15 protein-coding genes are annotated in these 23,985 nt (G+C 68.0%); 10 read left to right on the forward strand and 5 right to left on the reverse strand.

Annotation, left to right across the window (positions count from 1 at the left end):
• Window positions 1-39 precede the first annotated feature (39 nt).
• The 5 genes from IPP98_10265 (at window position 40) to IPP98_10285 (ending at window position 8,535) form a co-directional block, all read left to right on the forward strand.
• Complete coding sequence (locus IPP98_10265; GenBank protein MBL0179491.1) at window positions 40-3,276, forward strand: hypothetical protein; 3,237 nt, start codon at window positions 40-42, stop codon at window positions 3,274-3,276.
• Entirely contained in the window at window positions 3,273-4,931 is a 1,659-nt protein-coding gene (locus tag IPP98_10270) for a hypothetical protein (protein ID MBL0179492.1), read from the forward strand. Before IPP98_10265 ends, IPP98_10270 begins: the two co-directional genes overlap by 4 nt.
• Before the next feature lie 165 nt (window positions 4,932-5,096).
• Window positions 5,097-6,641, forward strand: a complete 1,545-nt coding sequence (locus IPP98_10275) for a M20/M25/M40 family metallo-hydrolase (GenBank protein ID MBL0179493.1) — start codon at window positions 5,097-5,099, stop codon at window positions 6,639-6,641.
• A 20-nt stretch (window positions 6,642-6,661) separates the two neighbouring features.
• Window positions 6,662-7,954, forward strand: coding sequence for an aminotransferase class V-fold PLP-dependent enzyme (locus tag IPP98_10280; GenBank protein MBL0179494.1), 1,293 nt, complete (start codon window positions 6,662-6,664; stop codon window positions 7,952-7,954).
• On the forward strand, window positions 7,954-8,535 hold the full coding sequence (locus IPP98_10285; GenBank protein MBL0179495.1) for a DUF1211 domain-containing protein: 582 nt from the start codon (window positions 7,954-7,956) through the stop codon (window positions 8,533-8,535). The genes IPP98_10280 and IPP98_10285 overlap by 1 nt, the downstream gene beginning before the upstream one ends.
• 13 nt (window positions 8,536-8,548) lie before the next feature.
• Here IPP98_10285 and IPP98_10290 read toward each other — a convergent pair whose 3' ends face one another.
• Both IPP98_10290 and IPP98_10295 read right to left on the reverse strand, forming a co-directional pair.
• On the reverse strand, window positions 8,549-9,073 hold the full coding sequence (locus IPP98_10290; GenBank protein MBL0179496.1) for a GNAT family N-acetyltransferase: 525 nt from the start codon (window positions 9,071-9,073) through the stop codon (window positions 8,549-8,551).
• The gene (locus tag IPP98_10295; GenBank protein ID MBL0179497.1) at window positions 9,070-12,231 is read right to left on the reverse strand and encodes a glycoside hydrolase; all 3,162 of its coding nucleotides are present in this window, start codon (window positions 12,229-12,231) and stop codon (window positions 9,070-9,072) included. The genes IPP98_10290 and IPP98_10295 overlap by 4 nt, the downstream gene beginning before the upstream one ends.
• Window positions 12,232-12,542: 311 nt before the next feature.
• Here IPP98_10295 and IPP98_10300 point away from each other — a divergent pair, with 311 nt between their 5' ends.
• Entirely contained in the window at window positions 12,543-14,462 is a 1,920-nt protein-coding gene (locus tag IPP98_10300) for a M1 family metallopeptidase (GenBank protein ID MBL0179498.1), read from the forward strand.
• A gap of 120 nt (window positions 14,463-14,582) precedes the next feature.
• Here IPP98_10300 and IPP98_10305 read toward each other — a convergent pair whose 3' ends face one another.
• The gene (locus tag IPP98_10305; protein MBL0179499.1) at window positions 14,583-17,300 is read right to left on the reverse strand and encodes a UPF0182 family protein; all 2,718 of its coding nucleotides are present in this window, start codon (window positions 17,298-17,300) and stop codon (window positions 14,583-14,585) included.
• Between the two features lie 123 nt (window positions 17,301-17,423).
• On the opposite strand from IPP98_10305, the gene IPP98_10310 reads away from it, so the two are divergent.
• Window positions 17,424-17,960 carry a DinB family protein gene (locus tag IPP98_10310; protein ID MBL0179500.1) on the forward strand — a complete coding sequence of 179 codons (537 nt, stop codon included), beginning with the start codon at window positions 17,424-17,426 and terminating at the stop codon, window positions 17,958-17,960.
• Between the two features lie 30 nt (window positions 17,961-17,990).
• Here the strand turns inward: IPP98_10310 and IPP98_10315 are convergent, their stop codons facing one another.
• Window positions 17,991-19,052 carry a prolyl oligopeptidase family serine peptidase gene (locus tag IPP98_10315; protein ID MBL0179501.1) on the reverse strand — a complete coding sequence of 354 codons (1,062 nt, stop codon included), beginning with the start codon at window positions 19,050-19,052 and terminating at the stop codon, window positions 17,991-17,993.
• Between the two features lie 1,050 nt (window positions 19,053-20,102).
• Between IPP98_10315 and IPP98_10320 the strand changes: the two genes are divergently transcribed.
• From IPP98_10320 to IPP98_10330, 3 genes are all read left to right on the forward strand, one after another.
• Window positions 20,103-20,612 carry a hypothetical protein gene (locus tag IPP98_10320; GenBank protein MBL0179502.1) on the forward strand — a complete coding sequence of 170 codons (510 nt, stop codon included), beginning with the start codon at window positions 20,103-20,105 and terminating at the stop codon, window positions 20,610-20,612.
• Window positions 20,613-21,142: 530 nt separating this feature from the next.
• Window positions 21,143-21,910 carry a hypothetical protein gene (locus IPP98_10325; protein ID MBL0179503.1) on the forward strand — a complete coding sequence of 256 codons (768 nt, stop codon included), beginning with the start codon at window positions 21,143-21,145 and terminating at the stop codon, window positions 21,908-21,910.
• A gap of 462 nt (window positions 21,911-22,372) precedes the next feature.
• Window positions 22,373-23,167, forward strand: coding sequence for a hypothetical protein (locus IPP98_10330; protein MBL0179504.1), 795 nt, complete (start codon window positions 22,373-22,375; stop codon window positions 23,165-23,167).
• Between the two features lie 119 nt (window positions 23,168-23,286).
• Here the strand turns inward: IPP98_10330 and IPP98_10335 are convergent, their stop codons facing one another.
• A complete protein-coding gene (locus IPP98_10335; GenBank protein MBL0179505.1) occupies window positions 23,287-23,823 on the reverse strand; it encodes a DUF3291 domain-containing protein in 537 nt (178 codons plus the stop codon).
• Window positions 23,824-23,985 lie beyond the last annotated feature (162 nt).

Here is a 23,985-nt window from a genome sequence, read left to right on the forward strand (position 1 = left end):
CGAAAGTTGTCACAAGGCCAAGCCGGCCGGAGGGGTGCAATGACACGCGTCTTGCTGCGCGGCCTGTCGGCCGCCGTGGTGCTGCTGTCGCTGCTCGTCGGCCGCGCCCCGGCGCAGTCCGGCGCCAACCCGCACGGTCCGTCGATCGGGGCCTGTGCCACCTGCCATCGTCCCGAGGGATGGAAGCCGGTGCGAATCGCCGCCACCTTCCGCCACGCCGAGCGGACCTTCCCGCTCGTTGGGGCGCATGCGACGGCGACCTGTACCGCCTGCCACACCACGCTGGAGTTTTCGAAGACCAAGGCGGCCTGCGCCTCATGCCACCAGGACGTCCACCGCAGCGAGCTCGGCACCGAGTGCGCGCGATGCCATACCACGCGCAGCTTCACCGACCAGGCGCGGCTCTCCCGTCTGCACGAGGAAAATCGGTTCCCGCTCCGCGGGGCGCACGTGGCGACCGCCTGTGAGGCGTGTCACACACCGACCAGCGCCGGGCAGCCCCAGTTCGCGAATCGTCCGTCGACCTGCATCAGCTGCCACAAGGCCGACTACGACAAGGCGGCTGCGCCGAAGCACTCGGCGGCCGGCTTCCCGACCAACTGCCTGACCTGCCACAGCGAGACGGCGTGGCGCGGTGCCCCGTTCGACCACCAGACGACCCAATTCCCGCTGACCGGGGCGCACCAGGCGACCCAGTGCGCGACCTGTCACGCCGACGGCGTCTATCGCGGCAAACCGACGACGTGCGTCTCGTGCCATCGGCCGCAGTTCGACCAGACCAGGATGCCGGCGCACAACGCCGCCGCCTTCTCCACCGATTGCACCACCTGCCACACCACCACGGTGTGGCGCGGGGCGACGTTCGACCACAACACCACCACGTTCCCGCTGACCGGTGGCCACCAGGCGACGCAGTGCGCCGCCTGCCATACCGATGGCGTCTTCAAGGGGAAGGCCACGAGCTGCGTGTCGTGTCATCGCCCCAATTTCGACCAGACCAAGACGCCGCCGCATGGCGCGGCGGGCTTCTCGACCGATTGCACCACCTGCCACACGACGACGCGGTGGCTCGGCACGCCGTTCAATCACACGACGACCCGCTTCCCGTTGACCGGCGGACACCAGCCGCTCACCTGCGCCTCGTGTCACGCCGATGGCGTGTACAAGGGGAAGTCGATGACCTGTGTCTCCTGTCACCGGCAGAACTTCGACCGCACGACCGTGCCGCCGCACGCGGCGGCCGGCTACTCCACCGATTGTGCCAGCTGCCACAACTCGACGGCATGGCTCGGCGCGGGCTTCAATCACAACACCACCCGCTTCCCGCTGACCGGCGGGCACCAGGCGGTCACCTGCGCGTCGTGCCATGCCGATGGCGTGTACCGTGGTCGCTCGATGACCTGCGTCTCATGCCATCGGCAGAGCTTCGATCAGGCGCGGACCCCGCCACACGCGTCCGCCGGCTTCTCGACCGAGTGCACCACCTGCCATACCACCACCCGGTGGCAGGGCGGGACGTTCAACCACTCGACCACGCAGTTCCCGCTCACGGGTGGCCACCTGACGGCGACGTGCGTCTCGTGCCACGCCGACGGCGTCTATCGCGGCAAGTCGCAGACCTGCGTGTCGTGCCATCGCAGCAACTACGACGCCACTCGGACGCCGGCGCACGCGGCGGCCGGCTACTCGACCGATTGCACCACCTGCCACACGACGACCCAGTGGCTCGGCGCGAACTTCAATCACAGCACGACGCAATTCCCGCTGACGGGCGGCCACCTCACGGCGACCTGCGCGTCGTGCCATGCCGACGGCGTGTACCGCGGCAAGCCGACCACCTGCATCTCGTGTCACCGGACGAATTACGATGCCACGCGGACGCCGGCCCACGCGGCTGCGGGGTATTCGACGGATTGCACCACCTGCCATACCACGACCCAGTGGCTCGGTGCGGCCTTCAATCACAACACGACCCGCTTTCCGCTGACGGGTGGCCACCTCACGGCGACCTGTGCCTCGTGTCACGCGGATGGGGTCTACCGCGGCAAACCCACGGCCTGCCTGTCGTGTCACCAGGCCGACTTCACGCGGACCACCACGCCGCCGCACGCCGCCGCGGGCTTCGCGACCGATTGCACGACCTGCCACACCACGACCCGATGGGAGGGCGCGACTTTCAACCACGGGACCACGCGCTTCCCGCTGACCGGCGGTCACCAGGCGGCCTCGTGCGCGTCCTGTCACGCCGACAACGTCTACCGCGGCAAGTCGATGACCTGCGTCTCGTGTCACCGCACCGACTATGACGGGACGCGGACGCCGGCACATGCCGCGGCAGGGTACTCCACCGACTGCACCACCTGTCACACCACCACCCGGTGGCAGGGTGCGACGTTCAACCACAGCACCACCCGCTTCCCGCTGACCGGTGGTCACCTGACGGCGACCTGTGCGTCGTGCCATGCCGATGGGGTCTACGCCGGGAAGCCGACGACCTGCGTGTCGTGTCACCGCACCAACTACGATGCGACCCGCACGCCCGCCCACGCGGCGGCAGGCTACTCGACCGACTGCACCACCTGCCACACCACCACCCAGTGGCTCGGTGCGACGTTCAATCACAGCACCACCCAGTTCCCGCTCACCGGAGCGCACCAGGCGGTGAGCTGCGCGAGCTGTCACGCCGACGGCGTCTATCGCGGCAAGCCGACGACCTGCATCTCCTGCCACCAGACGGATTTCAGTGGGACGACGACGCCGCCGCACGCGGCCGCCGGCTTCTCGACGACTTGCACGACCTGCCACACCACGACGCGGTGGGAGGGGGCGACCTTCAACCACGGCACGACGGCGTTCCCGCTGACCGGCGCGCACGTGACGACCACCTGCGCCTCGTGCCACCGGAACAACGTCTATCGCGGCTTGCCGGCGACCTGCATCTCCTGCCACCAGCAGGACTACACCTCGGCGACCAATCCGTCGCACTCGGGGTCGGCGTTCCCGACGACCTGTGCCACCTGCCACACCACGACGCGCTGGCAGGGTGCGACGTTTGATCACGACGGCCCGTACTTCCCGATCTACTCGGGCAATCACCGTGGCCGTTGGGCGAGCTGTGCCACCTGCCACACGGCCCCGGGCAACTACGCGGTGTACACCTGCATGAGCTCGGGCTGCCATTCGCGCACCAGCACCGATTCCGAGCATCGCGGGCGGACCGGGTATCAGTACGTCGCGACCGCCTGCTACTCCTGTCACCCGCGGGGTCGCTCATGAGCAACGCATGGTGTCACACCAGGGCGGTGGCGATGGTGATCCTCGGTCTCGGCTTGCCTTCGGCGTGCCTCAGCGCGCAGATCACGGCGCCGAAGCCGACCCCGAAGAGTGCACCGAAGCCCGCGGCCGTGGTCACGCCTCCGCCCGGTCCTCCGCGGAGCTGGGCGGCGGTGACCTATGTCAGCGGTGCGACGATCTATCTCGAGGTCGGCAGCAAGCAGGGCGTCAAGGAAGGGACGATCTTCACCGTGGTGCGCGCCGGACAGACCATCGGTGAACTCTCCGCGAGCTTCGTCTCGTCGAGTCGCACCGCCTGTGCCGTCACTCGGAGCAGCAGCGCGATCACGGTGGGCGACTCGGTCTCCTTCGTCCCCGTCGTGGTGCAGCAGGTGCCCACCACGCTGACGGCGGCGGGCAACCTGCCCGTGACGCGCGCCGGCGTGCGCCGCTCACCGGTACGTGGCCGAGTCGGGCTCCGGTACCTCACCATCAATCAGCCCGGCGGCACCACGTTGCGGCAGCCGTCGGTCGACTTGCGGCTCGACGGCGCACAGATCGGCGGTTCATCGATGGGACTTGCCGTCGATGTGCGGATGCAGCGCACGAGTGTCACCGGCGGCTCGTCGTCGGCCACGTCCACGCCAGCCGGGGCGACCCGGGTCTATCAGGCGGCGCTGATTCGGCAGAGTTCTCCGACCGGCACCCGTCTCGCCATGGGTCGCCAATTCGCGACCGTCCTCTCGCCCATCGGCATCTTCGATGGCGTTGCCCTCGATGTGAATGGCAGCAAGTGGAGCGGCGGCGGCCTGGTCGGCACCATGCCCGATGGCGGCAGCTTCGCCCCCTCAGCGGCGACCACCGAGGCCGGGCTCTGGTTGCAGCGGCACAGCGCCCGGGGGAGTGCATCGCCGTGGAGCGCGACGGTCGGCGCCATCGGCTCCTACAATCGCGGCGAGATTGACCGGGAGTTCGCCTACCTGCGCGGGACGCTCAACACGCGGGTGGTCTCGATCTACGCCGCCGAGGAGATCGACGTCAATCGCGGATGGAAGCGGCAGGCCGAGGGGTCATTCGCGACCTTCACCTCCACCGTCTTGACGGCCCAGGTGAGCATGAGCCGAGCGTTGTCGGTCTCGGGTGGCCTCGACTCGCGCCGCAGCGTCCGCCTCTACCGCGACTTCGTCAATCCCGAGATCGCCTTTGACGACGCGCTGCGGCAGGGTCAGTGGGGCGAAGTCTCGCTCCGCCCCTCGCGACACTTCCGGTTGAGCAGTGACATCCGCTCCAGTGGCGGGGGGTCGGAAGGGAAGTCCCAGGCCGTCACCGCCTCCGCTTCGGCCACCCAACTGACGCCCCTCGGCCTCGGCCTCCGCGCCCGCACCACGCAGTACACCGGCGCGATCACCGAGGGGCGACTCTCCTCGGTGGCGGTCGAAGTCGCCCCGGGGCAGGCCGTCCGCCTCTCCCTCAACGCCGGCGTCCGGACCAGTCTCATGCCCTCGGCCGGCCTCCCCGCCACCCGCCTCACCTGGGCCGGCGGTGACCTCGACGTTTCCATCGGCCGGTCGCTCTACGTGATGCTCTCCACCTACCGCGAGTCGGGGACGGGCTCGGCGTCGGTGCAGACGTATGCGGCGGTGACCTGGCGGTTTTAGAGGTGAGGGGTGAGACGTAAGACGACGTGAAACGTGAGCAGGAGGCTATCCGCGCCCCCGTTTCACCTTTCACGTCTCACGGTCCCTATTCCCCCTCACCCCTCACCCCTCACCGCCCTTATCTTCAGTACCAATCCCCCACCATCGCCCCACCGAGGTTCCCTCATGCTGACTCGCTCCCGGTCGCTCACGGTCGCACTGCTCGTGCTGCTCACCGCCGGGATGACTGGGGCGCAGGGCCCCGTCGATTGGCCCATGGTCGCGAAGATCCGCGCCGAGGGGTTGCAGCGCTCCCGGGTGATGGACCTCGAGGGGTACATGGCCGACGTGCTCGGCGCCCGGCTCACCCTCTCCAAGGACATGCAGCGCGCCCAGCTCTGGGTGCGCGGTGAAATGGAGCGGATCGGGCTCGTCAACGTGGCGGCAGAGCCGTTCATGAACTTTGGCGCGGCGTGGGACAACGAGTACGTCTCGATCCACATGCTCGAACCCGACTACCAGCCAATGGTCGGCTATCCCCTCGCGCACACGCCCGGTACCGACGGGAAGCAGGTCGCGCAGGCGATGATCGTCGATCTCCAGTCGAAACAGGACCTGGAGCGCTACCGTGGCAAGCTGGCCGGCATGGCCATTCTCGCCACGCCGCCGGCGGTGATCGACCTCGTGGCGATGACCAATGGCGTGCGCCGCCGGACCGAGGCGGAGCTCGATTCGCTGGAGCGCGTGGTCATCGTGCCGCGGCCGGCCCCGGCGCCGCGTGCCGTCCGGAATCCCGACGTGCTGACCGCCGTCGAGAAGATGGCCTTCTACAAGGCCGAGGGCGTGGTCGTCGTCTTCCAGTGCGAGAGCGGCTGGCTTGGGGCCGTGCGCGGCTTCTCGCGTCCCGGCTCGGCCACCGACAAGTGGTCGCGCGAGGGGGACCTCGCCTCGCCGGTGATCGTGGCCGTGACACCGGAGCACTACAACCGGATGTACCGGATCCTCCAGCGTTCGATCCCGGTGAAGGTCGAGGTCGAGGTGCGCAACCGGATCGGCGAGCAGGCCGAGCAGGCGATGAACATCGTCGGCGAGATCCCCGGCAGCGATCTGAAGGACGAGGTCGTGATGATCGGCGCGCACTTCGACACCTGGCACGCATCGCCGAACGCGAGCGACAACACCTCCGGGGTGGCGGTGGCGCTCGAGGCGGCCCGGATCCTGAAGGCGATTGGCGCCAAGCCGCGTCGGACCATTCGGGTGGCGCTGTGGGGCGGGGAGGAGCAGGGGTTGTGGGGATCGCGCGCCTATGTCCTCAAGCACTTCGGCAATCCGCGTGATCCGAGGGTCGGCACCACGCCGGACTTCGAGAAGCTGCAGGCCTATTTCAACCAGGACTACGGCTCGGGGCAGTACCGCGGCATCATGCTGCAGGGGAACGAGGGGGCGCGTGAGTTGCTCACCGCCTGGATGTCGCCCTTCAAGGACCTGGGCATGACCGCCGTCTCGAACCAGAGCCTTGGCAGCACCGACCACGTCGCCTTCGACGAAATCGGCCTCCCCGGCTTCCAGTTCCTGCAGGACCGGACCCCGGGGCAGGGTGGCCACACCAACCTCGACTTCTACGACACGATCCAGGCTGACGACCTGATGAAGAACGCCGTGATCATGGCGTCCTACGCCTGGCACGCCGCCAACAGCGCCGAGCGGATTCCCCGCAAGGGCGCGCGCTAACCCGCCTCGCCGGAGTCGCCATGTCCTCGCGCCGCCACTTCGTCCGGACCCTGATGGGCACCGGTGCCGCGCTCCCGATGTTTCGCCACGACGCCATGCGCCAGGTGGTGCGGGCCACCGACCGGCTCACCTCCGCCGATCCACTCGCGGCCGCCGAAGACGAAGCCTACTGGACCGAGATCCAGCGCGCCTTCGACGCCGACCGCACCATGGTGAATCTGAACAACGGCGGCGTCTGCCCCACACCGAGCCATGTGCTCGAGGCGATGATCCGCGACCTCCGCTTCAGCAACGAGCTGCCGGTCCACCACATGTGGGCGGTGCTCGAGCCGCGCATCGAGAGCGTACGGCGCGACCTGGCGCACGATTTCGGCTGCGACCCCGAGGAGATGGCGATCACCCGCAACGCCTCGGAAGCGCTCGAGACGCTGATCCTCGGCCGCGACCTCCAGCCGGGCGACGAAGTCCTGGTCACCAATCAGAACTACGGCCGGATGCTCACGACGTGGGAGCAGCGGGTCCATCGGCAGGGGATCGTGCTCAAGCAGGTGTCGTTCGACGTCAAGAACCCGACGCCTGACTATCTCGTCGATGTCTTCCGCAAGGCGATCACCCCGCGCACCAAGCTCATCGAGGTGACCCACATCACCAACCTCACGGGCCAGATATTCCCGGTGAAGCAGGTGATCGACATGGCCCACGAGAAGGGGATCGAGGTCTTCGTCGACGGGGCCCATGCCTACGCGCATTTCCCGTTCACGCGCGACGCACTGAACGTCGACTATTACGGCACCTCGCTCCACAAGTGGCTGCTGGCGCCGATCGGCACCGGCTTTCTCTATGTGCGCAAGGCAAAGATCGGCAGCATCTGGCCGATGATGGCCGCCCCCGCCACGATGAACGACAACATCCGGAAGTACGAGGAGATCGGCACGCACCCCGCCGCCAATCACAACGCCATCTCCGCGGCGCTCGCCTTCCACCGCGGCATCGGGAGCGAGCGGAAGATCGCCCGGCTCCGCTACCTTCGCGATCGCTGGGCCAAGCGGCTGCTGGCCGAGAGTCCACGGGTGCACATCCCCACGCCGCTCGCGGGAACCACGGCGGGCGCCATCGCGTTGCTCTCGATCGAGGGCGTCGACGCGAGCAAGCTCTCGGCGTGGCTGCTCGACAAACACCGCGTCGTGACCGTCGCGATCAACCACCCCGAGTTCTCCGGGATCCGCGTGACGCCGAACGTCTACACCACCCCCGACGAGATCGATGTCTTCGCCGACCTGATCGGCAAGGCGATCAAGCAGGGCATCGCGTAGTGGATACCAAGCGCCTCGAGGCCTTCAGCGACGGCGTGATCGCCATCATCATCACCATCATGGTGCTGGAACTGCGCCCGCCCCACGAGCCGACGCTCGCCGGGCTGGCGCCGCTCCTGCCCGTGATCCTCTCCTACGTCCTCTCGTTCATCTATCTCGGCATCTACTGGAACAATCACCATCACATGCTGCAGGCCACGAAGCACGTGAATGGCACCATCCTCTGGGCCAACCTCCATCTGCTCTTCTGGCTGTCACTGATCCCGTTCGCCACCGCCTGGCTCGGCGAGGCGCACCTCGCGCCGGCGACGACCGCGCTCTACGGCGGCATCCTGCTGATGGCGGCGATCGCCTACACCATCCTGCAGCAGGCGATCGTCCGGCTGCACGGCCGGGACTCGTTGCTGGCGAAGGCGATCGGTGATGACGGGAAGGGGAAGCTGTCGGTGGCCTGCTACGTCGCGGCGATCGCGCTGTCGTTCGCGAGCGTCTGGGCGGCGATCGCCCTCTACGTGGCGGTGGCGTTGATCTGGCTCGTGCCGGACCGGCGGATCGAGCGGGTGATCGGCACCACCGACTGAGCGCTGGCCCGGGTCAGTCGGCCGGGCGGTCCATGCCGAAGGTCCGCACGGCTGGAGCACCCTCCTGCAATACCCGCGGCGCCTCCTCCACGAAGCCGAGCTTGAGGAGAAGGCGCTGCGAAGGGTCGTTCTCTGCGTTGGTGATGGCCAGGACGCGTGGCACGGCAAAGTCTCGCCACGCCGATTCCAGGATCACGCTCGCGGCTTCCAGCGCATAGCCCACGCCCCACGCCTCCGGGACGAAGGCATAGCCGATGTCGGGCGATTCAAGCGTGACACGCTTGATGAGTCCGCACATCCCGATCGGCGCGCCACTTTCCCGCAGGATGACCAGGTTGAGCCCGTGGCCATGCGTCGCGTAGCTCGCGATCGGTCCCTTCGTCAGGTAGTCGTGCGCTCCCTCGAGGGTGCGCACGCCCTTGTCGCCGATGTACTCGTGGAACGACGGCTCGTTCAACAGCCGCAGCACGAACTCGCCGTCGTCCAGCGTGAAGTGCCGCAGCATGAGCCGCGGCGTCTCCCAGGGGCCGAGGCTCATCGCGCCGGGGCCGCCGCCTTCAGTGCCGCCCACCGCGCCATGATCGTCACATACGCCTGCTCCGCCTTGGCGGCTGCCGCCAGCTGGTTGGCCGTTGGCGCCACATCGGCGCCCTGCATCGCCAGCGCGGCCGCGTGCAGCGCGTTGCTCACGCCGTCGAGCGTCGACGGCGGTGTCGCACCGGCACCGGCCCCACCGCGTCCGCCGCCACCGCGACCGCCACCGACTCCGCCTGCCACCGGGGCCGGAGCGAGCGAGTCGAGCTTGCCCTTCAGTGTCGAGGCCGCCGGCGCGCTTGACTGCGCCAGCGACGTCGAGAGGGCACGCGCCTCGGTCCACGCAGCACGGGCGGCGACGGCCTTGCTGCGCAGCGTGCGCGTCATGGTGAAGAGCTGCGTCAGGGCCGGCGCCGGCGTGGTGACGCGCGGATCGAGGCGGAGCGTCAACGGCTGCGTGAACTGCTTCCCCTCCACCGTCAGCCGAACGACGTACTTGCCAGGCGGCGCCCACGGTGCGCTCACCACCGTCATCATCCGCCCCGGCACCGCACCGGTCGACCCACCACCACCCGGCACGATCGGATCGTAGTGCATGTCCCAGAGCCAGCGATGCATCCCGGCCTCGGCCGACAGCGCCGTCGAGGCGGCGGGCCAGTAGAGCGGGAAGGCGCAGTGCTGGGCGTTCGGCGTCCGCTGACAGAGCGCCACGTAGGCGGCGGGGTCGCGCACCGGATCGGGATTCAGGACCGGGTCGGTGCTCGCGTAGGTACGGACCACGCCGCCAGTGGCGTCGAGGATCTCGAGCGTCACCGCGCCGGTGGCGGACTTCGGCAGGAAATAGTCGAGCACCGCACCCACCGGACCACTCTCGCCGGCCGGCACTTCCGGTGGCCACGGCGTCGGGTCGTTGATGAAGTTGCGGAGCCGCACCGCCGTCATCGGCTTGACCAGGTGCGCCGACTGCATCGCGGCCGCCTGTCGCAGTGCGGCGGCCTCGCGCAGCGGCGTGAGGTTGTCGAGAATCCAGAAGCCGCGACCGTGCGTCCCCGCGACCAGGTCGGCGCAGTGGCAGGTCGAGTCGTCCTTTACCTTGATATCGCGCACCGAGATCGCGGGCATGTCGAGTCGCAGCGATTGCCAATGATCGCCGTCATCGAATGAGACCCACACCTGCGTGTCGGTGGCCCCGTACAGCAGCCCCTTCACCCGGGGATCTTCGCGGATCGAGTTGACCACCACGCCCGGGGCGATGCCGGTGTTGATCTCCTGCCACGTCGTGCCGCCGTCGTGCGTGCGCCAGAAGTGCGGGTTGAGGTCGTCGATCCGCATCGTGTTGGCCGCCGCGTAGGCGGTGAGGTTGTCGAAGTGCCCCGCCTCGATGTTGAAGATGCGGGTCCACGGCTTGATGCCGGCTGGGGTGACGTTGCGCCACGTCGTCCCGCCGTTCATCGTCACCTGGATCAGGCCGTCGTCGGTCCCGGCCCAGAGGATCGCCACCGAGCGCGGCGAGGCGGAGAGCGCCGTGATGGTGCCCAACGGTGCGGGCGTGACCGTCGTGGCGTACTTCCCGGCGGTCGCCGGCACCTCCCACGTCTGTCGCGAAAGGTCGGGCGAGATCCGCGTCCAGCGGTGCCCGCGGTCGAGCGTCTTCCAGACGGCATTCGAGGCGTAGAAGAGCGCGTCGGGGTTCACCGGCGAGAACAGCAGTGGCATCGTCCGCACGTTGCGGTTGAAGCCGGTCATGTCCGGGCCGACATTGGTGGTCTGTCCGGTCTTCCGGTCGTAGCGCGACACATTGCTGCGCGAGCTGCCGAAGACGATGTCGGGGTTCCGCGGGTCGGGCGCGGCGATGCCGTATTCCTGGATGTTGACCGGGTGCCAGTCGTGGAAGGTGATGATGCCGTCGCTCGACCAGCTGTCGACGCAGGCGGAGCCGGAGTCCTGCTGGCCGCCGCAGAGACGGTAGGGATAGGCGTTGTCGGCGGTGACGTGGTACATCGCCGCGGTCGACTGCGTGTACCAGTTGCTCCAGCTCTGCCCGCGATTGCCCGAGATCACGGCGCCCTGGTCGGCGATCACGCCGATGATGTTCGGATTGAGCGGGTTGATCCAGCTGCGCTGGTAGTCATCGCCACCGGGCGCACCGCGCACGGCCGCCCATGTCCGGCCGCCATCCTCGGTCCGCCAGAAGACCGTCGACGCGCTGTAGACGACGTTTTCGTTGGTGGGGTCCACGGTGATGGTCGGGAGATCGCCGCCACCGATCCGGCCGAGCGGGCGGGGGTCTGCGGCGGGAACGGCCGTACCGGCCGGCGCGTTCGGGTCGCGCTGCGCCGGGAACCAATGCTCCCCACCATCCACCGACTTGAACAGCGTGATCGCTCCCGCGCCCGCCCCGCGGCCGCCGCCACCACCCGCAGGGGCGGCACCGGCGGCCGGGGCGACCGTCGCGTAGAGGACCAGGTGGTTGCTTGGCGAGATCGCCAGGTTGGCCTGCCCGACCGTCGGCAGCCCGTCGGTCAGTTGCCGCCATGTCGTGCCGCCGTCGGTCGACTTGAAGATCCCGCCGCCCGGCCCGCTGAACTCGCGCCCTTCGATGAACTGCTGCTGCTGCTGCCAGAGCGCGGCGTACACCACGTTCGGGTCGGTCGGGTCGATCCGCACGTCGTTGCCGCTGGTGTACTCGTCCTTGTAGAGCACCTTCTGGAACGAGGCGCCGCCGTCGGTCGAGCGGAAGATCCCGCGCTCGGCGTTCGGGCCGTACGGGTGGCCGAGGGCGGCAACGAAGAGACGCTCGGGGTGCTTCGGGTCCACTTCGACCCAGGCAATCATCTGGCTCTCGCGCAGCCCGAGGTGCGTCCAACTCTTCCCGGCGTCGTTGGAGCGATACATCCCGTCGCCCACGGCGAGGTCGGGACGGATGATCCCGGCGCCGGTGCCCACATACAGGATGTTCGGATTCGACGGTGCCACCGCGATGGCCCCGATCGAGCCGGTCGACTCCTTGTCGAAGAGCGGCCTCCAGGTCGAGCCGAAGTCGGTGGTCCGCCAGACGCCGCCGTTGTCGAAGCCGGCGTAGAACACATTGGGCTGCGTCGGCACGCCGACCATCGACCGCCCTCGACCCGCACGCACCGGACCGATCGAGCGCCAGTGCATCGCGGCGGCCGGATCGGGGGACTGCGCCGGGAGCATCGAGGGGAGGGCGAAGAGCGAACAGGCCACGAGCGTGAGGCGGGACGCGGAAGCGCGCACGAGACGATCTCCGGGTGGGGCGGGGGAGATTGAAGATACGGCGAAAGACGGGGAAGGGTGAACGGTGAACGGGAAGGGTGAAAGGTCAAACGTGAAACGGGAGCCCACCCGGCATGCCACGTTTCACGTCTCACGTCTCACCCCGGCCCTGCCCCCGTTCACCGTTCACCGTTCACCAGCTATGCTTGATGCCTTCCCTGCTTCTCGGAGTCTCCATGCCCTCGCGCATTCGTTGGTCACTGGCCGCGGCCTTGCTGCTCGCCGGCTTGTCTCCGCTCGCCGCCCAGTCCGGCTTCACGGTGGCCGATTCGTCGCCCTTCCGGCCGCTGAATCTCCCGGCACCGAACGAATTCCGCGGGGGATCGGGGCGGCCCGGGCCCCGGTACTGGCAGCAGCGGGTCGATTACCGCATCCGCGCGACCCTCGACCCGGCGGCCAACGAGGTGCGTGGGCGCGAGACGATCCACTACGTCAACCACTCCCCTGATGCGCTGCCGTACCTCTGGCTCTTCGTCGAGCAGAACATCTGCGATGCGGCCTCGATCACCAACCTCCTCAATCAGCCGCCGCTGGTCTTCCTCGGCTCGACCTTCGACTTCTCCTGCCAGGGCTTCGCCGGCGGCGGGCGGCTCGAGACGATGACGCTGCGGGGCAAGGAAGTGAACCGGAGCCGCCATGGCACCACGCTGCGGGTCGAGCTGCCAAAGCCGCTTGCCTCGGGGGATTCGCTCGACCTCGAGGCGGTGTGGCGCTTCAGGGTGCCAGCGCAGGGCGCCGGCCGCATGGGCCACGATGGTCCGCTCTACGAAATGGCCCAGTGGTATCCGCGGATGGTGGTCTACGACGACGTGCGCGGCTGGAACCACGAACCTTACATCGGGGCCGGGGAGTTCTACCTCGAGTACGGCAACTTCGACGTGGCCCTCACGGTGCCGGCAACGCACCTCGTCGCCGCGACCGGCGACCTGCTGAATCCGGCGCAGGTGCTGACCGCGGCACAGCGCGCCAGGCTTGTGATGGCGCGCCGCTCCGACACGGCGATCGCGATCGTGACGCGGGCGGAAGCGGGGAACGCCGCGGCCACCCGCCCGACGACGACGGGTACGCTGACCTGGCGCTTCACCGCGAAGAACGTCCGCGACTTTGCCTTTGCCGCCGGCCCGGACTTCCGCTGGGACGCGAGTGGCTACGACGGCATCCTGATCGAAACCCTCTATCGGCCGCGCGCCGAGGCGTGGGCCGAGGCCAATCGGATGTCACGCGAGGCGATCAAGCACTTCAGCGAGCAGTGGTACCGCTATCCCTGGTCGCATGCGACGACCGTCGAGGGGCCGATCGAGGGCATGGAGTACCCGATGCTCACTTTCGTGCCGAACTCGCCGACCCGGGAGGAACTGCAGTGGGTCGTCGCGCACGAGTTCGGTCACCAGTGGTTTCCGATGATCGTCGGTTCCAACGAGCGGCTCTACCCGTGGATGGACGAGGGCTTCAACACCTTCATCGACCTCGCCAACAGTGCCAACTACTTCCGCGGCACCGCCTATGGCGACTCGATCCAGGTGCACCCGCTCCACCTCGCCGCCCTGCACACCACGCCGGGCGAGGAGCAGCCGCTGATCACCAAGCCGACCTCCGTGCGCGACCTCTTCTGGACCGGCTACCAGAAGCCCGCGCTGATGCTGTCGCTGCTGCGCGACGAGGTCCTCGGTCGCGAGCGCTTCGAGGCCGCCTTCCGAGAATACATCCGCGCCTGGGCGTTCAAGCACCCCACGCCGACGGACTTCTTCCGCATCATGCGCGATGCGTCGGGGATGGAGCTCGACTGGTTCTGGCGCGATTGGGTCTACACGACGGCGCGACTCGACCAAGCCGTGGACTCGATCACCGTCCGCCCCGATGGCGGCTCGAATGTCCACCTGAGCAATCGCGGCACCATGACGATGCCGGCCGAGCTGGCGCTCACCTTCAGCGACGGCACCACCACCACCGTCCGCCTCCCGGTCGAGATGTGGAACCTCGGTCAGCGCTTCACCTATCGCGTCCCCGGCACCAAGCGGGTGATACGCGCGACGGTCGATCCGCGCGCCGCGATGCCCGACACGGATCGGGGGAATAACACTCGGGGCACCCCCTGACGCGCAGACGCCCGCCGTGTGTAAGGGCGACGCATGCGTCGCCCTCCGAAGATCCGGATCGGCCTGCGCGATCCGGCATCAGGGCCGCGGGCAATCGGGATCGGCCCGCGCGATCCGGGATCAGCGCCGCAACTGCGCCAACAGCTGCCCGAGCGCCTTGATCTCCTCGCCGTACTTGGCCCAGTTCCCCTCGCGCTGCGCGGTCATCGCCGCGTCGTAGTGGCGCTGGGCCTCGGCGAGGAGCGCCTGCGTGGTCGGCGCGGTGGGGGTGGTGGTCACCGGCGCCCCGGCCAGCGGCGTCGGCGTGTCCGAGGTGATCCGCTGCGCCCCGCTGCCGCCGAAGAGCGTGTTCAGCGCGCCATCGAGCGACTCGTCCATCACCACCTGCGTCTGGTACGCCACGACGACGCGCTTCAGCTCAGGGATCTTGCCTCCCTCGGCCTGCAGGTAGAGCGGCTGCACGTAGAGCAGGGAATTCTCGATCGGGATGACCAGCAGGTCACCGCGCAGCACCTTGCTGCCGCGCTGATCCCAAAGCGAGACCTGCCGGGAGATCTCGGTGTCCTGGTTGATCCGGTTCTCGATCTGGGTCGGACCGTAGACGGTGCTCTGCCGCGAGAAGGTGTACGCCCGGAGCTTGCCGTAGGCGGCGCCGTCGTTCCGCGCCACCATCCATGCCGCGAGGTTGTCCTTGCCGCGCGGCGTGAACGGCACCATGTAGACGAACTCGGCGTTCTCCTCCCCCGGCAAGCGCATCACGATGTGGCGCATGAAGGGTACCGCCCCACTCGACCCCTCCTCCATCTCCGGCACGGCCCACTGATCCTCGCGATGGTAGAACGCATCGGGAGAATCCATGTGGTAGGTGGCGTAGAGCGCCGTCTGGATGCGGTAGAGATCATCGGGGTAGCGGAGATGGGCGCGGATGTCCGCCGGCATCTTCTCCATCGGCAGCAGGATGCCCGGGAAGACGCGCCCCCAGGTCTGGATCAGCGGATCGGTCGGCGCCGTGACATAGGCGTGCATCGAGCCGTCATATGCATCGAGGACCACCTTCACGCTGTTGCGCATGTAATTGGTGCCGTTCGACAGCCGCTGCGAATAGGGATAGCGGGTGGTGGTCGTGTACGCGTCGAGAATCCACTGCAGGTGACCATCGTCGGCCACCACCATGTACGGGTCGCGGTCGAGCGAGAGGAACGGCAGCGCCTTCTCGACGCGCTGCTTGATGTTGCGGACATAGAGAATTCGCGAGGCGTTGGTGATGTCGCCCGAGAGCAGGAGCTTCGAGGTCTGGAACCGCGAGGCCAGCACCAGACGACGCCAGAAGGAGCCGATCGGCACGCCGCCCGTCCCGGCGTAGGCAGCGTAGACGTTCTCCTCGCCGGCAGGGTGGTCAAATTCCCGTTGCGCCGTGCCGACCACGGCAAAGTCGTAATTCATTTCGCCGAAGTAGATCTGCGGCCGCGTGATCTTCAACGAGACGCTCGATGCCGGTGGCAGGTCCTTGATGAAGAGGACCGGCAACCCTTCGCTGGTGATCTGGTTCACCGGGCCGAGGGTGAGCCCCATGCCGTGCGTGAAAGTCAGATGCTCGTTGATGAAGGTGCGCGTCGGCAGCGACGCCGCGTTCAGTTCCCGGGGCGAGAGCAGCACCTGGCGCAACTTGCCGTCGATGTGGTAGCGGTCATCGTCGACCGAGAGGAAGTCGTAATAGGTCCGGATTTCCTGCAGCTGACCGAAGGTCTGCAGCAGCGGGTCCCGGTCCCAGAGCCGGACGTTGTCAATGGTCGGCGCGTTGCGCTGCAGGTCGGCAAGCGAGAGCGTGGCGCCCTCGGCGAGTTCGCTCGATTCGACCGAGTCGAGGCCCCACGCGGCGCGGGTCGCGGCGATGTGGGACTGCAGATACGGCGCTTCGCGGGTCAGCTCGGTCGGCGCAACGATCAGCTTCTGGATCGCCAGCGGGAAGAGCGCGCGCGTAACGAGGGCAAGAAGCATCCAGCCACCCAGCACCCGGATCAGGTACTTGCCGAGATGCCCCCGTCGTCCGCCGAGGAAGACCAGCCCCGCGGCGAGCAATGCGGCGAAGGCGGCCAGGCGAATTGCCGGGAGCGACGCGTGCAAGTCGGTGTAGCTGGCGCCGAGCAGCGGGCCGGTGGTGGAGTAGAGCAGCCCCGGCGCGTCGACGAACCAGAGCTGGAGCGCCCAGAGCACGAAGAGCGTGCCGAGGACCGTCCCGACATGGCGCGACGCCTCGATCCGCATGCCGATTGCGCGCGGTGGGGTGAAGGTGATGTCGCCGCGCAGCAGGTACGCCGGGAAGAGCAGGAGGAGCGTGACGATCGTCAGGCCGGCGAGAATCGACAGGATGCCGCTGATGGCAGGGAGCAGGAAGACGTAGTAGGAGATGTCGCGCTGGAAGACCGGATCAATGCTGCCGAACGGCGTCCGGTTGAGTGCCAGCAGGGCGGTCTCCCAGGAGGCCGCGCCACTGCTCCCGAAGAGGAAGCCGAGAAAGAGCGCCAGCGGAAGCGACACGCGCCGAAGGAGCGCCGACAGGTTGATCGGCGGCATGTTCGGCCCGAGTTGCACGGCAAAGGGGAGCGGATGCAGTCCCCGGCGCACGACACGCAGATTGCCGTAGACGACGGCCGTGGTGAGGCCACCCACCACGAAGAAGAGCGCCAGGCGCGCGAGGATCTCCTTGGTGAAGATCACCTCGTAGCCAACTTCCTTGAACCACCACCAGTCGGACAGCGTGGTGCTGAACGACGGCCATGCGATGGCCACCAGCGCGAAGAGCAGGACCAGCAGGACGAGCGAGCGGCGGGCGGTCATGGCATACTCCTGAACCGGCGGGAGCACGGAAGATAGCGTCCCGACCGGGAGGTGCTGGCGACGGCGCGGGGAAGGCGAGAGATTTCACGGCCACTCTCCCTCACATCCCTCGGAGTGACCGTCATGCCCGTGCCCGTCCTCGAACGCCCCACCACCGCCGACTACGCTGCCTACTACCAACGCTATATCGAGCTCGTCCCCGCCGGCGATCTCGTCGCCATCCTGACGGCCCAGCGCGACGAGCTGCTCGCCCTGATGGCGCCGATCAGCGAGACGGGTGCCGGGCATGCCTACGCCCCGGGGAAGTGGACCATCCGTGAAGTCATCGGGCACCTGACCGACACCGAGCGGGTCTTCGCCTACCGGGCCACCGCCTTCTCGCGTGGCGACGCGGCGCCATTGCCGGGCTTCGACCAGGACGCCTGGATGCCGCACGGCGAGTACCAGCGGCGCCCGTTGCCCGACGTGGTGGCCGAGTGGCGTGCGGTGCGCGACGCGACGATCGCGCTGCTCCGGGCAATGCCGTCACAGGGGCTGGCAGGGCGAGGCGTCGCCAGCGACAATCCCGTCACCGCGCTGGCAGCGCTCACCATGATTCCCGGGCATGTCGAATATCACTTGCGCCTCTTTCGCGAGCGCTATCTCCCCGGCCTCGGTTGAGCGCGCCGAGGCCGGAGGAGTGCGCCGCAGTTACTTCGGTTCCTTGAGCGTCTCCTTCGCGATGTAGGGGACGCCGTCGGTCAGCCACTTCGGCGCCGGCGTGCCGCGCAGGTAGTGGTCGAAGTACTGGAAGTAGCGGATGGTCAGGTCCTTCCGGTTGGCCAGCCCGCTGAGCCCGTGGCCCTCGCCCGGGTAGGCGAGCATCACGGCGTTCTTGCCGTTGAAGCGCAGCGCGTTGTAGAAGTTCATCCCCTCGGTGAACGAGACGGTCGGGTCGGCCGCGCCGTGCATGATCAGGAACGGCGCGGTCACCTCGCGCACGTGGGTGATCGCCGACTCGAAGTGGTAGCGCGCCGGATCGTCCCACGGCGAGAAGCCCCAGCGGCCCTGGCCGAGCATGTAGTAGTTGTTGCCGTTGGCGCCGCTGCCACCGGTGACCTGGTAGCTCCACCCCCAGCTCTGGCTGAAGTCGGTGTAGAGGTCGGTGACGCCCGCGCCCATCCCCACCGCCGCGAACAGCTTGGAACGCGTCCCGATGAAGGCCGCGCCTTCACCGCCGTAACTGTGACCATGCACGCCGATGCGCTTCGGGTCGACATACCCCAGCGCGATGACCTTCCGCGTGGCCGCCTCGACCGCGTCGAGCATGTCGCTGTGCGACGTGCCCGTGTGGAAGAAGACGTCGGGGAGCATCGTGGCGTAGCCACGACTCACGGCCTCGATCGGCATCGCCCCCATCCCCGTGATGAAGGACGGCGACGGATAGCGATGCATCGTCTGCGAGTTCTTCTCGTAGAAAGTGACCAGCATCGGCAGCTTCTGCCCCGGCTGATAGTCATCGGGGAGGGCCAGGATGCCCTGCAGCTTGTCGCCGCGCCGCGTGTTGAAGTCGAACAGGACGCGGCGGCCCCAGCGATAATCGCCCTGCTGTGGGTTGATGTCGGTCTGGCGCGCGGGTGACGCAAACGAGCCATCGGCGAGCAGCAGGTCGGGGAAGTCGCGGAAGGTCTGCCGGGTGTAGAGGAAGCGCTCGGCCCCCGCGGCACGCACCGGCGTGCTGTAGGAGGCGTCGTCGAAGACAAGCTGCTGCACCTTGCCATCGGCCAGACGGAAGAAGCCGGCCTGCTTGGTGAAACTCGCCGTAAGCGGAGAGGGTGAGCGGCTTGCTCAGGTCCCATTCGCGGGCGGCGCGCGAGGCCCGGACGACCGACGAGTCGATCGGCTCGGTGCGGATCGGTCGCAGCACGATCTGACGAGCCGCGCCGACACCGGTCGTCAGGTTCTTCGGCGCGACACCGGCCGCAAACGGGACCAGCCAGAGATCAAAGCGCTCGCTGATGATCGCGCCACTGCCGTCCTTGGCATAACCGACGACCCCGTACGGCGGGCGCGTGCCGGGGTAATCCCATTCCATGTTGGTGAAGCGGGCCGCGCCGACGGTGAGTGGGCGCATCGTTCCGGCGGCGAGATCGTAGCCCTGCCAGGCACCGTTCTGCCAGGAGAGGAAGGTCCGTCCGTCGGGCGCAATGCCCTCGACGTACGGCCCCGTGAGTTGGCCGGTGAGGAACTTGGTGCGTTCGCCCGTCTGCAGGTTCACGCGGTAGAAGTCTGCCGCGGGGCGCTTGTAGTCGGAGATGTAGGGTCGTGGATCGCTCCCGACGCCCCAGGTCCCGGCCTGCGGCAGTTCGAGCTCGCGCATGCTCGAGTCCGTCAGCGTGATGTAGCGGCCAGGATGCGCAAAGGCCTGGCGGAGGGTGCGATTGCGATCCGATTCCGCCTGGATCATCTGCTGCGACTGGATCCGCTCGTCCTGGGTGCGCCAGACATCGACGTCGGCAATCGAGTCGGTGCTCTTCTTCTTCGCGGTATCCGGGGCAGGAGTCTGCGGCATGATGCCGAGATAGACACGCTGGCCGTCGTCGCTCCAATCCAGCGCGGCGCGCTCCGACACCACGAAGCTCTTGGGGAAGCCTGCGGTCGTGGCCGGGTCGAGCACGGCGGGGGGTGCGGGTCGCCGCGAGGTTGCCGAAGACCAGGAGGCGGTTGTTCCGCTCCCGCATCTTCTCGACTTCGCGTCCCTTGAGCACCGCGAGGCCGGTACCGGCATCGTTCCAGGTCAGCCGGCTGTAACGGAGCGAATCGTTGTCCAGCGGCTCGGTGCGGCTGGTGGCGAGGTCGAGCAGGAAGACGCCATTGCCGTCGCGCACCGCGGCATCCACGGTGTACGCGAGCTGCCCCCCCTTTGTTGTAGGCCAGCTCGCCGACGCTCCCGGAGAAACTGCGATCGGCCGGTGGCCAGATCGCACGATCACGTCGACGCCGCGCGCCGCGTTGGCGCCACCGGCGGGGGCTGCCCCGGCGGCTGGCGTCGGCGGGCGACGACGCAGCACCAAGTGGCTCGACGTCGGCGAGAAGGTGACGCTCTGCACCTCTTGCCAGACGCGGACGGTGCCGGTGGCGAGTTCGCGCAACTCCCAGCGTCGGGGCAGCGTCGGCGCGGCTGCGCCGGCGCGCCCGCCGGCGCCTGGGGCTGGCGCCACCGGGGCGCACCCGGCACCGGGGGCTGGAATCGGCGCCGGTACTGGCGGCGTCGTGACGGTGTCGCCCGCACTCCCGCGCGCCGCCGGCTTCTTCGCCGGTGGCTCGACCTGATACGCGATCCACTTCGCGTCGGCCGAGAAGACCGGCTGCGTTGCGTCGGCGATCTCGATCTCCGTGTTGGTCGTCAGGTTCTTGAGGTGCAGCACCGGCTTCGCGTCGGGCGTCACCACGTTGGTGAAGCGCACGCCATAGACCAGCCACTTCCCGTCGGCTGACAGCTTGGCGTTCTCGATCGAGCGCCAGCGCGAGTAGTCGTCGACGCCAAGCACCTTCTTGCCATTGGTTGGCGTGGCTTGCGCCGTGAGGGTCGCGGGAAGGCACAGCAGGAGCAGCAGCAGTGATCGGACGAATCGCATCAGGTGGGGTCCGGAGGAGAGGTGAACGGCGAACAGCGAACGGCGAACAGTCTTCAGCCGCGGCCGCCTCCCCTGAGCGTTGCGAAGGGTCAGGCCGCGGGCATTGTCGTCGAATGTACCGCGCAATCCGTCGAATGCCGAGCGGGGTGGTCCCGTTATGGGCCCAACCTTTTCGGGCGTCAGTAGTATATCTCAGTGCGGGAATGAACCCGCTTCGGAGGTGCCATGTCCTTCCCGATTGCACGTCGCCTGTCGACGCTGGCGCTTGCTGTTGGTGCGCTGCCGCTGGTGATGTCGGCCCAGACGCCGCTCCCTCGCCCGATCCACCGCGAGATTCCGCTTACCAACATGATCCGGCGTGCCTTCACCGCCGGGACCCGTGATTCGACCGGCCGACCGGGCCGGAACTACTGGCAGCTCCGCACCGACTACCGGATCTCGGCGCGACTCGATCCCGCGACCGGCATCCTGACCGGCACCGAGACGCTCGCCTTCCAGAACACCAGTGACACGCCGATGCGCCAAGTTGTGCTTCGGCTTGATCAGAACCTGTTCGCGCCGAATGTGCCGCGCGCCGAGGCGCTGCCGTCGTTGACCGACGGGATGAAGGTGACGCGGCTGGTGGTGAACGGCACCGCCGTCGATCTGACGCCGGCGGCCGGCGGACGTGGTGCTGGCGGGCGTGGCGCAGGGGCTGCTCCGGCGCCGACGCGCATCTTCGTCAACGGACTCAATCAGACCGTTGCCACGATGACACTTCCGACGCCGATCGCCGCGGGTGCCTCGGCGACGATTGAAGCGGACTGGAATTTCCGGGTGCCGCTGGTGGCTGGGGCGCGTGGCCTCCGCATGGGATCGTGGGGCGACTCGCTCTTCCAGGTGGCGCAGTGGTACCCACGCCTCGCGATGTACGACGACCTGCGCGGCTGGGACACCGATCCCTATCTCCGGCCCGTCCGAGTTCTACAACAACTTCCGGCCACTTCGACGTGACGATCGATGTCCCGGCGGGATGGGTGGTCGGCGCGACCGGACTGCTGCAGAACCCGGAGCAGGTCCTCACGCCAGCCGTCCGCGAGCGGCTCTCCCACGTGCTCGAATCCGATTCGACCCGGATCATCGTCGGGCCCGCCGACTTCGGCGCTGGCAAGGCGACCGTCGCGGGCGATCGACTGTCGTGGCACTTCGTCGCGGACACCGTGGGTGACTTTGCCTGGGGCACGTCGAACCAGTTCGTCTGGGACGCGACCCGCGCGACGATTCCCGGCAAGGGTCCGATCCCGGTCTACGGGATGTACCTCCCTGGGCACGCCACCGCCTACGCGCGTGGCGGCGCGGTCAACCGGCACGCGCTCGAGTTCTACTCGAAGCTCTGGATGCCGTACGCCTTCCCGATCCTGACGATGCTCGATGGCCCCGACGGCGGCATGGAATATCCGATGACGATCTTCTCGGGTGTCGGTGCGGCTGACCCACGAGACGGGCCACCAGTGGTGGCCGATGATGGTGGGCGTCAACGAGACCTGGTACGGCTTCATGGACGAGGGCTTCAATCAGTACATGAATCAGCTCTCGAGCGCCGACAGCCGCGGCCAGCCCGCGCGGCTCGATGGCGCGGGCCAGAGCTACGGCCGGACCAGCGGCGACGAGCGCGAGGCGCCGCTGATGTGGGACGCCAACTACGGCGGCCCGCAGTACTCCTTCCAGGCATACGGCAAGGCGCCGCTCATGCTCTCGATGCTTGGGGGCGTGGTCGGCGACAGCGCGGTGCAGCGGGCGATGAGCGAGTACGCCAAGGCGTGGCGCTTCAAGCATCCCTCGCCGTGGGACTACGCCAACTTCATGAGCAACGCGCTCAAGAACCGCGCGCCGGAGCTCGGCTGGTTCTGGTACTCGTGGCTCTTCACCACGGACGCGGTCCAGGGCTCGATCCAGAAGGTCGTCACCACGGGACTCAAGACGACGGTGACGGTGCACCAGGACGGCGCAATGCCCTCACCAGTGGTGCTCAAGGTGCAGTTCGCCCCGAAGGGGAAGGCAATCCGGCCGATGCCGGGCGTCACGATGACTGACTCGGTCACGGCGATCGTCACCTATCCGGTGAGTGTCTGGTTCGACGGCCGTCGCAACTTCAACGCGGTGCTCTCCTTCGGTGGGCGCGCGATCGAGAAGATCACGCTTGATCCGTTTGGGCGCTTCCCGGATCGGGACGTGACGGACAATGTGTGGCCGAAGGCGGCGCAGCCGTGAAGTGAAGGTGAGGGGTGAGGGGTTCTGTCATCCCGAACAACGCGAGGGATCTGCGTGGTCGCGAATACGCAGGTCCCTCGCTTCGCTCGGGATGACAATGCCCCCTCACCCCTCACCCCTCACCCCTCACCATTCTTCTCAACGATCTTCTTCACCCGATGCCGCTCCACCTCCGTCGGCCTCCCTTCCGCATCAAACGGCTGCTTGAAGGTGAACGCTTCCGGCGTCGAGCCCATCGTGTGCAATTGCTCCAGCCTCTCCACCGCCTCGGCCCAGGTCGGCTGGTGCGCGTCGTCGACCCACCACGCCACGTAGGATGGCCATTCCGGCGGGCGGAACCACGCCTTCCGCTGGCGCAGCGACTCCGCATGCTGGCCGCCGTAGGTGTAGGCAAACACCGTCTCGAGGTCCTGCCAGAGCGAAAATGAGCGCGTCACCTGGGGCGCGTCCTCGGGGGCGACGAACGAGGGCAGCACCGGCTCGCCCCAACTGTGGCGGCCGGTATCGGGGTCGACGCGCGACTGGTCGAGGAACCCCTCGGCGCGTTCCGCGGCCGCGTTGGTCGGGTCGATCGCGGCGAGGAACGACGCCGAATCGGGATGCTGCCGCGGGGCGCGGAGGATGGCGAAGGTGAAGAAGGCGAGGCGCGGCATCACGCCCGCAATCTAGCGCCCCACCCGATAGCGGACGACGCCCTGCACGTCGTCGGCGTCGGTGATCGTGCCCCACGCGGTGCCGAGCTCGGCCGCGCGCAGCGTGATTTCGCTCGGCACGGTGACCACGCCGACGGTCACGCCCTTCGGATCGAGGACCAGCCA

The organism is Gemmatimonadota bacterium, assembly GCA_016720805.1.
GTDB lineage: Bacteria > Gemmatimonadota > Gemmatimonadetes > Gemmatimonadales > GWC2-71-9 > Palsa-1233.

Coding starts and splice junctions, on each gene's coding strand:
- IPP98_10265 (MBL0179491.1), top strand. CDS start 40: ATGACACGCGTCTTGCTGCGCGGCCTGTCGGCCGCCGTGGTGCTGCTG.
- IPP98_10270 (MBL0179492.1), top strand. CDS start 3,273: ATGAGCAACGCATGGTGTCACACCAGGGCGGTGGCGATGGTGATCCTC.
- IPP98_10275 (MBL0179493.1), top strand. CDS start 5,097: ATGCTGACTCGCTCCCGGTCGCTCACGGTCGCACTGCTCGTGCTGCTC.
- IPP98_10280 (MBL0179494.1), top strand. CDS start 6,662: ATGTCCTCGCGCCGCCACTTCGTCCGGACCCTGATGGGCACCGGTGCC.
- IPP98_10290 (MBL0179496.1), bottom strand. CDS start 9,073: ATGAGCCTCGGCCCCTGGGAGACGCCGCGGCTCATGCTGCGGCACTTC.
- IPP98_10295 (MBL0179497.1), bottom strand. CDS start 12,231: ATGCACTGGCGCTCGATCGGTCCGGTGCGTGCGGGTCGAGGGCGGTCG.
- IPP98_10300 (MBL0179498.1), top strand. CDS start 12,543: ATGCCCTCGCGCATTCGTTGGTCACTGGCCGCGGCCTTGCTGCTCGCC.
- IPP98_10305 (MBL0179499.1), bottom strand. CDS start 17,300: ATGACCGCCCGCCGCTCGCTCGTCCTGCTGGTCCTGCTCTTCGCGCTG.
- IPP98_10310 (MBL0179500.1), top strand. CDS start 17,424: ATGCCCGTGCCCGTCCTCGAACGCCCCACCACCGCCGACTACGCTGCC.
- IPP98_10325 (MBL0179503.1), top strand. CDS start 21,143: ATGTCCTTCCCGATTGCACGTCGCCTGTCGACGCTGGCGCTTGCTGTT.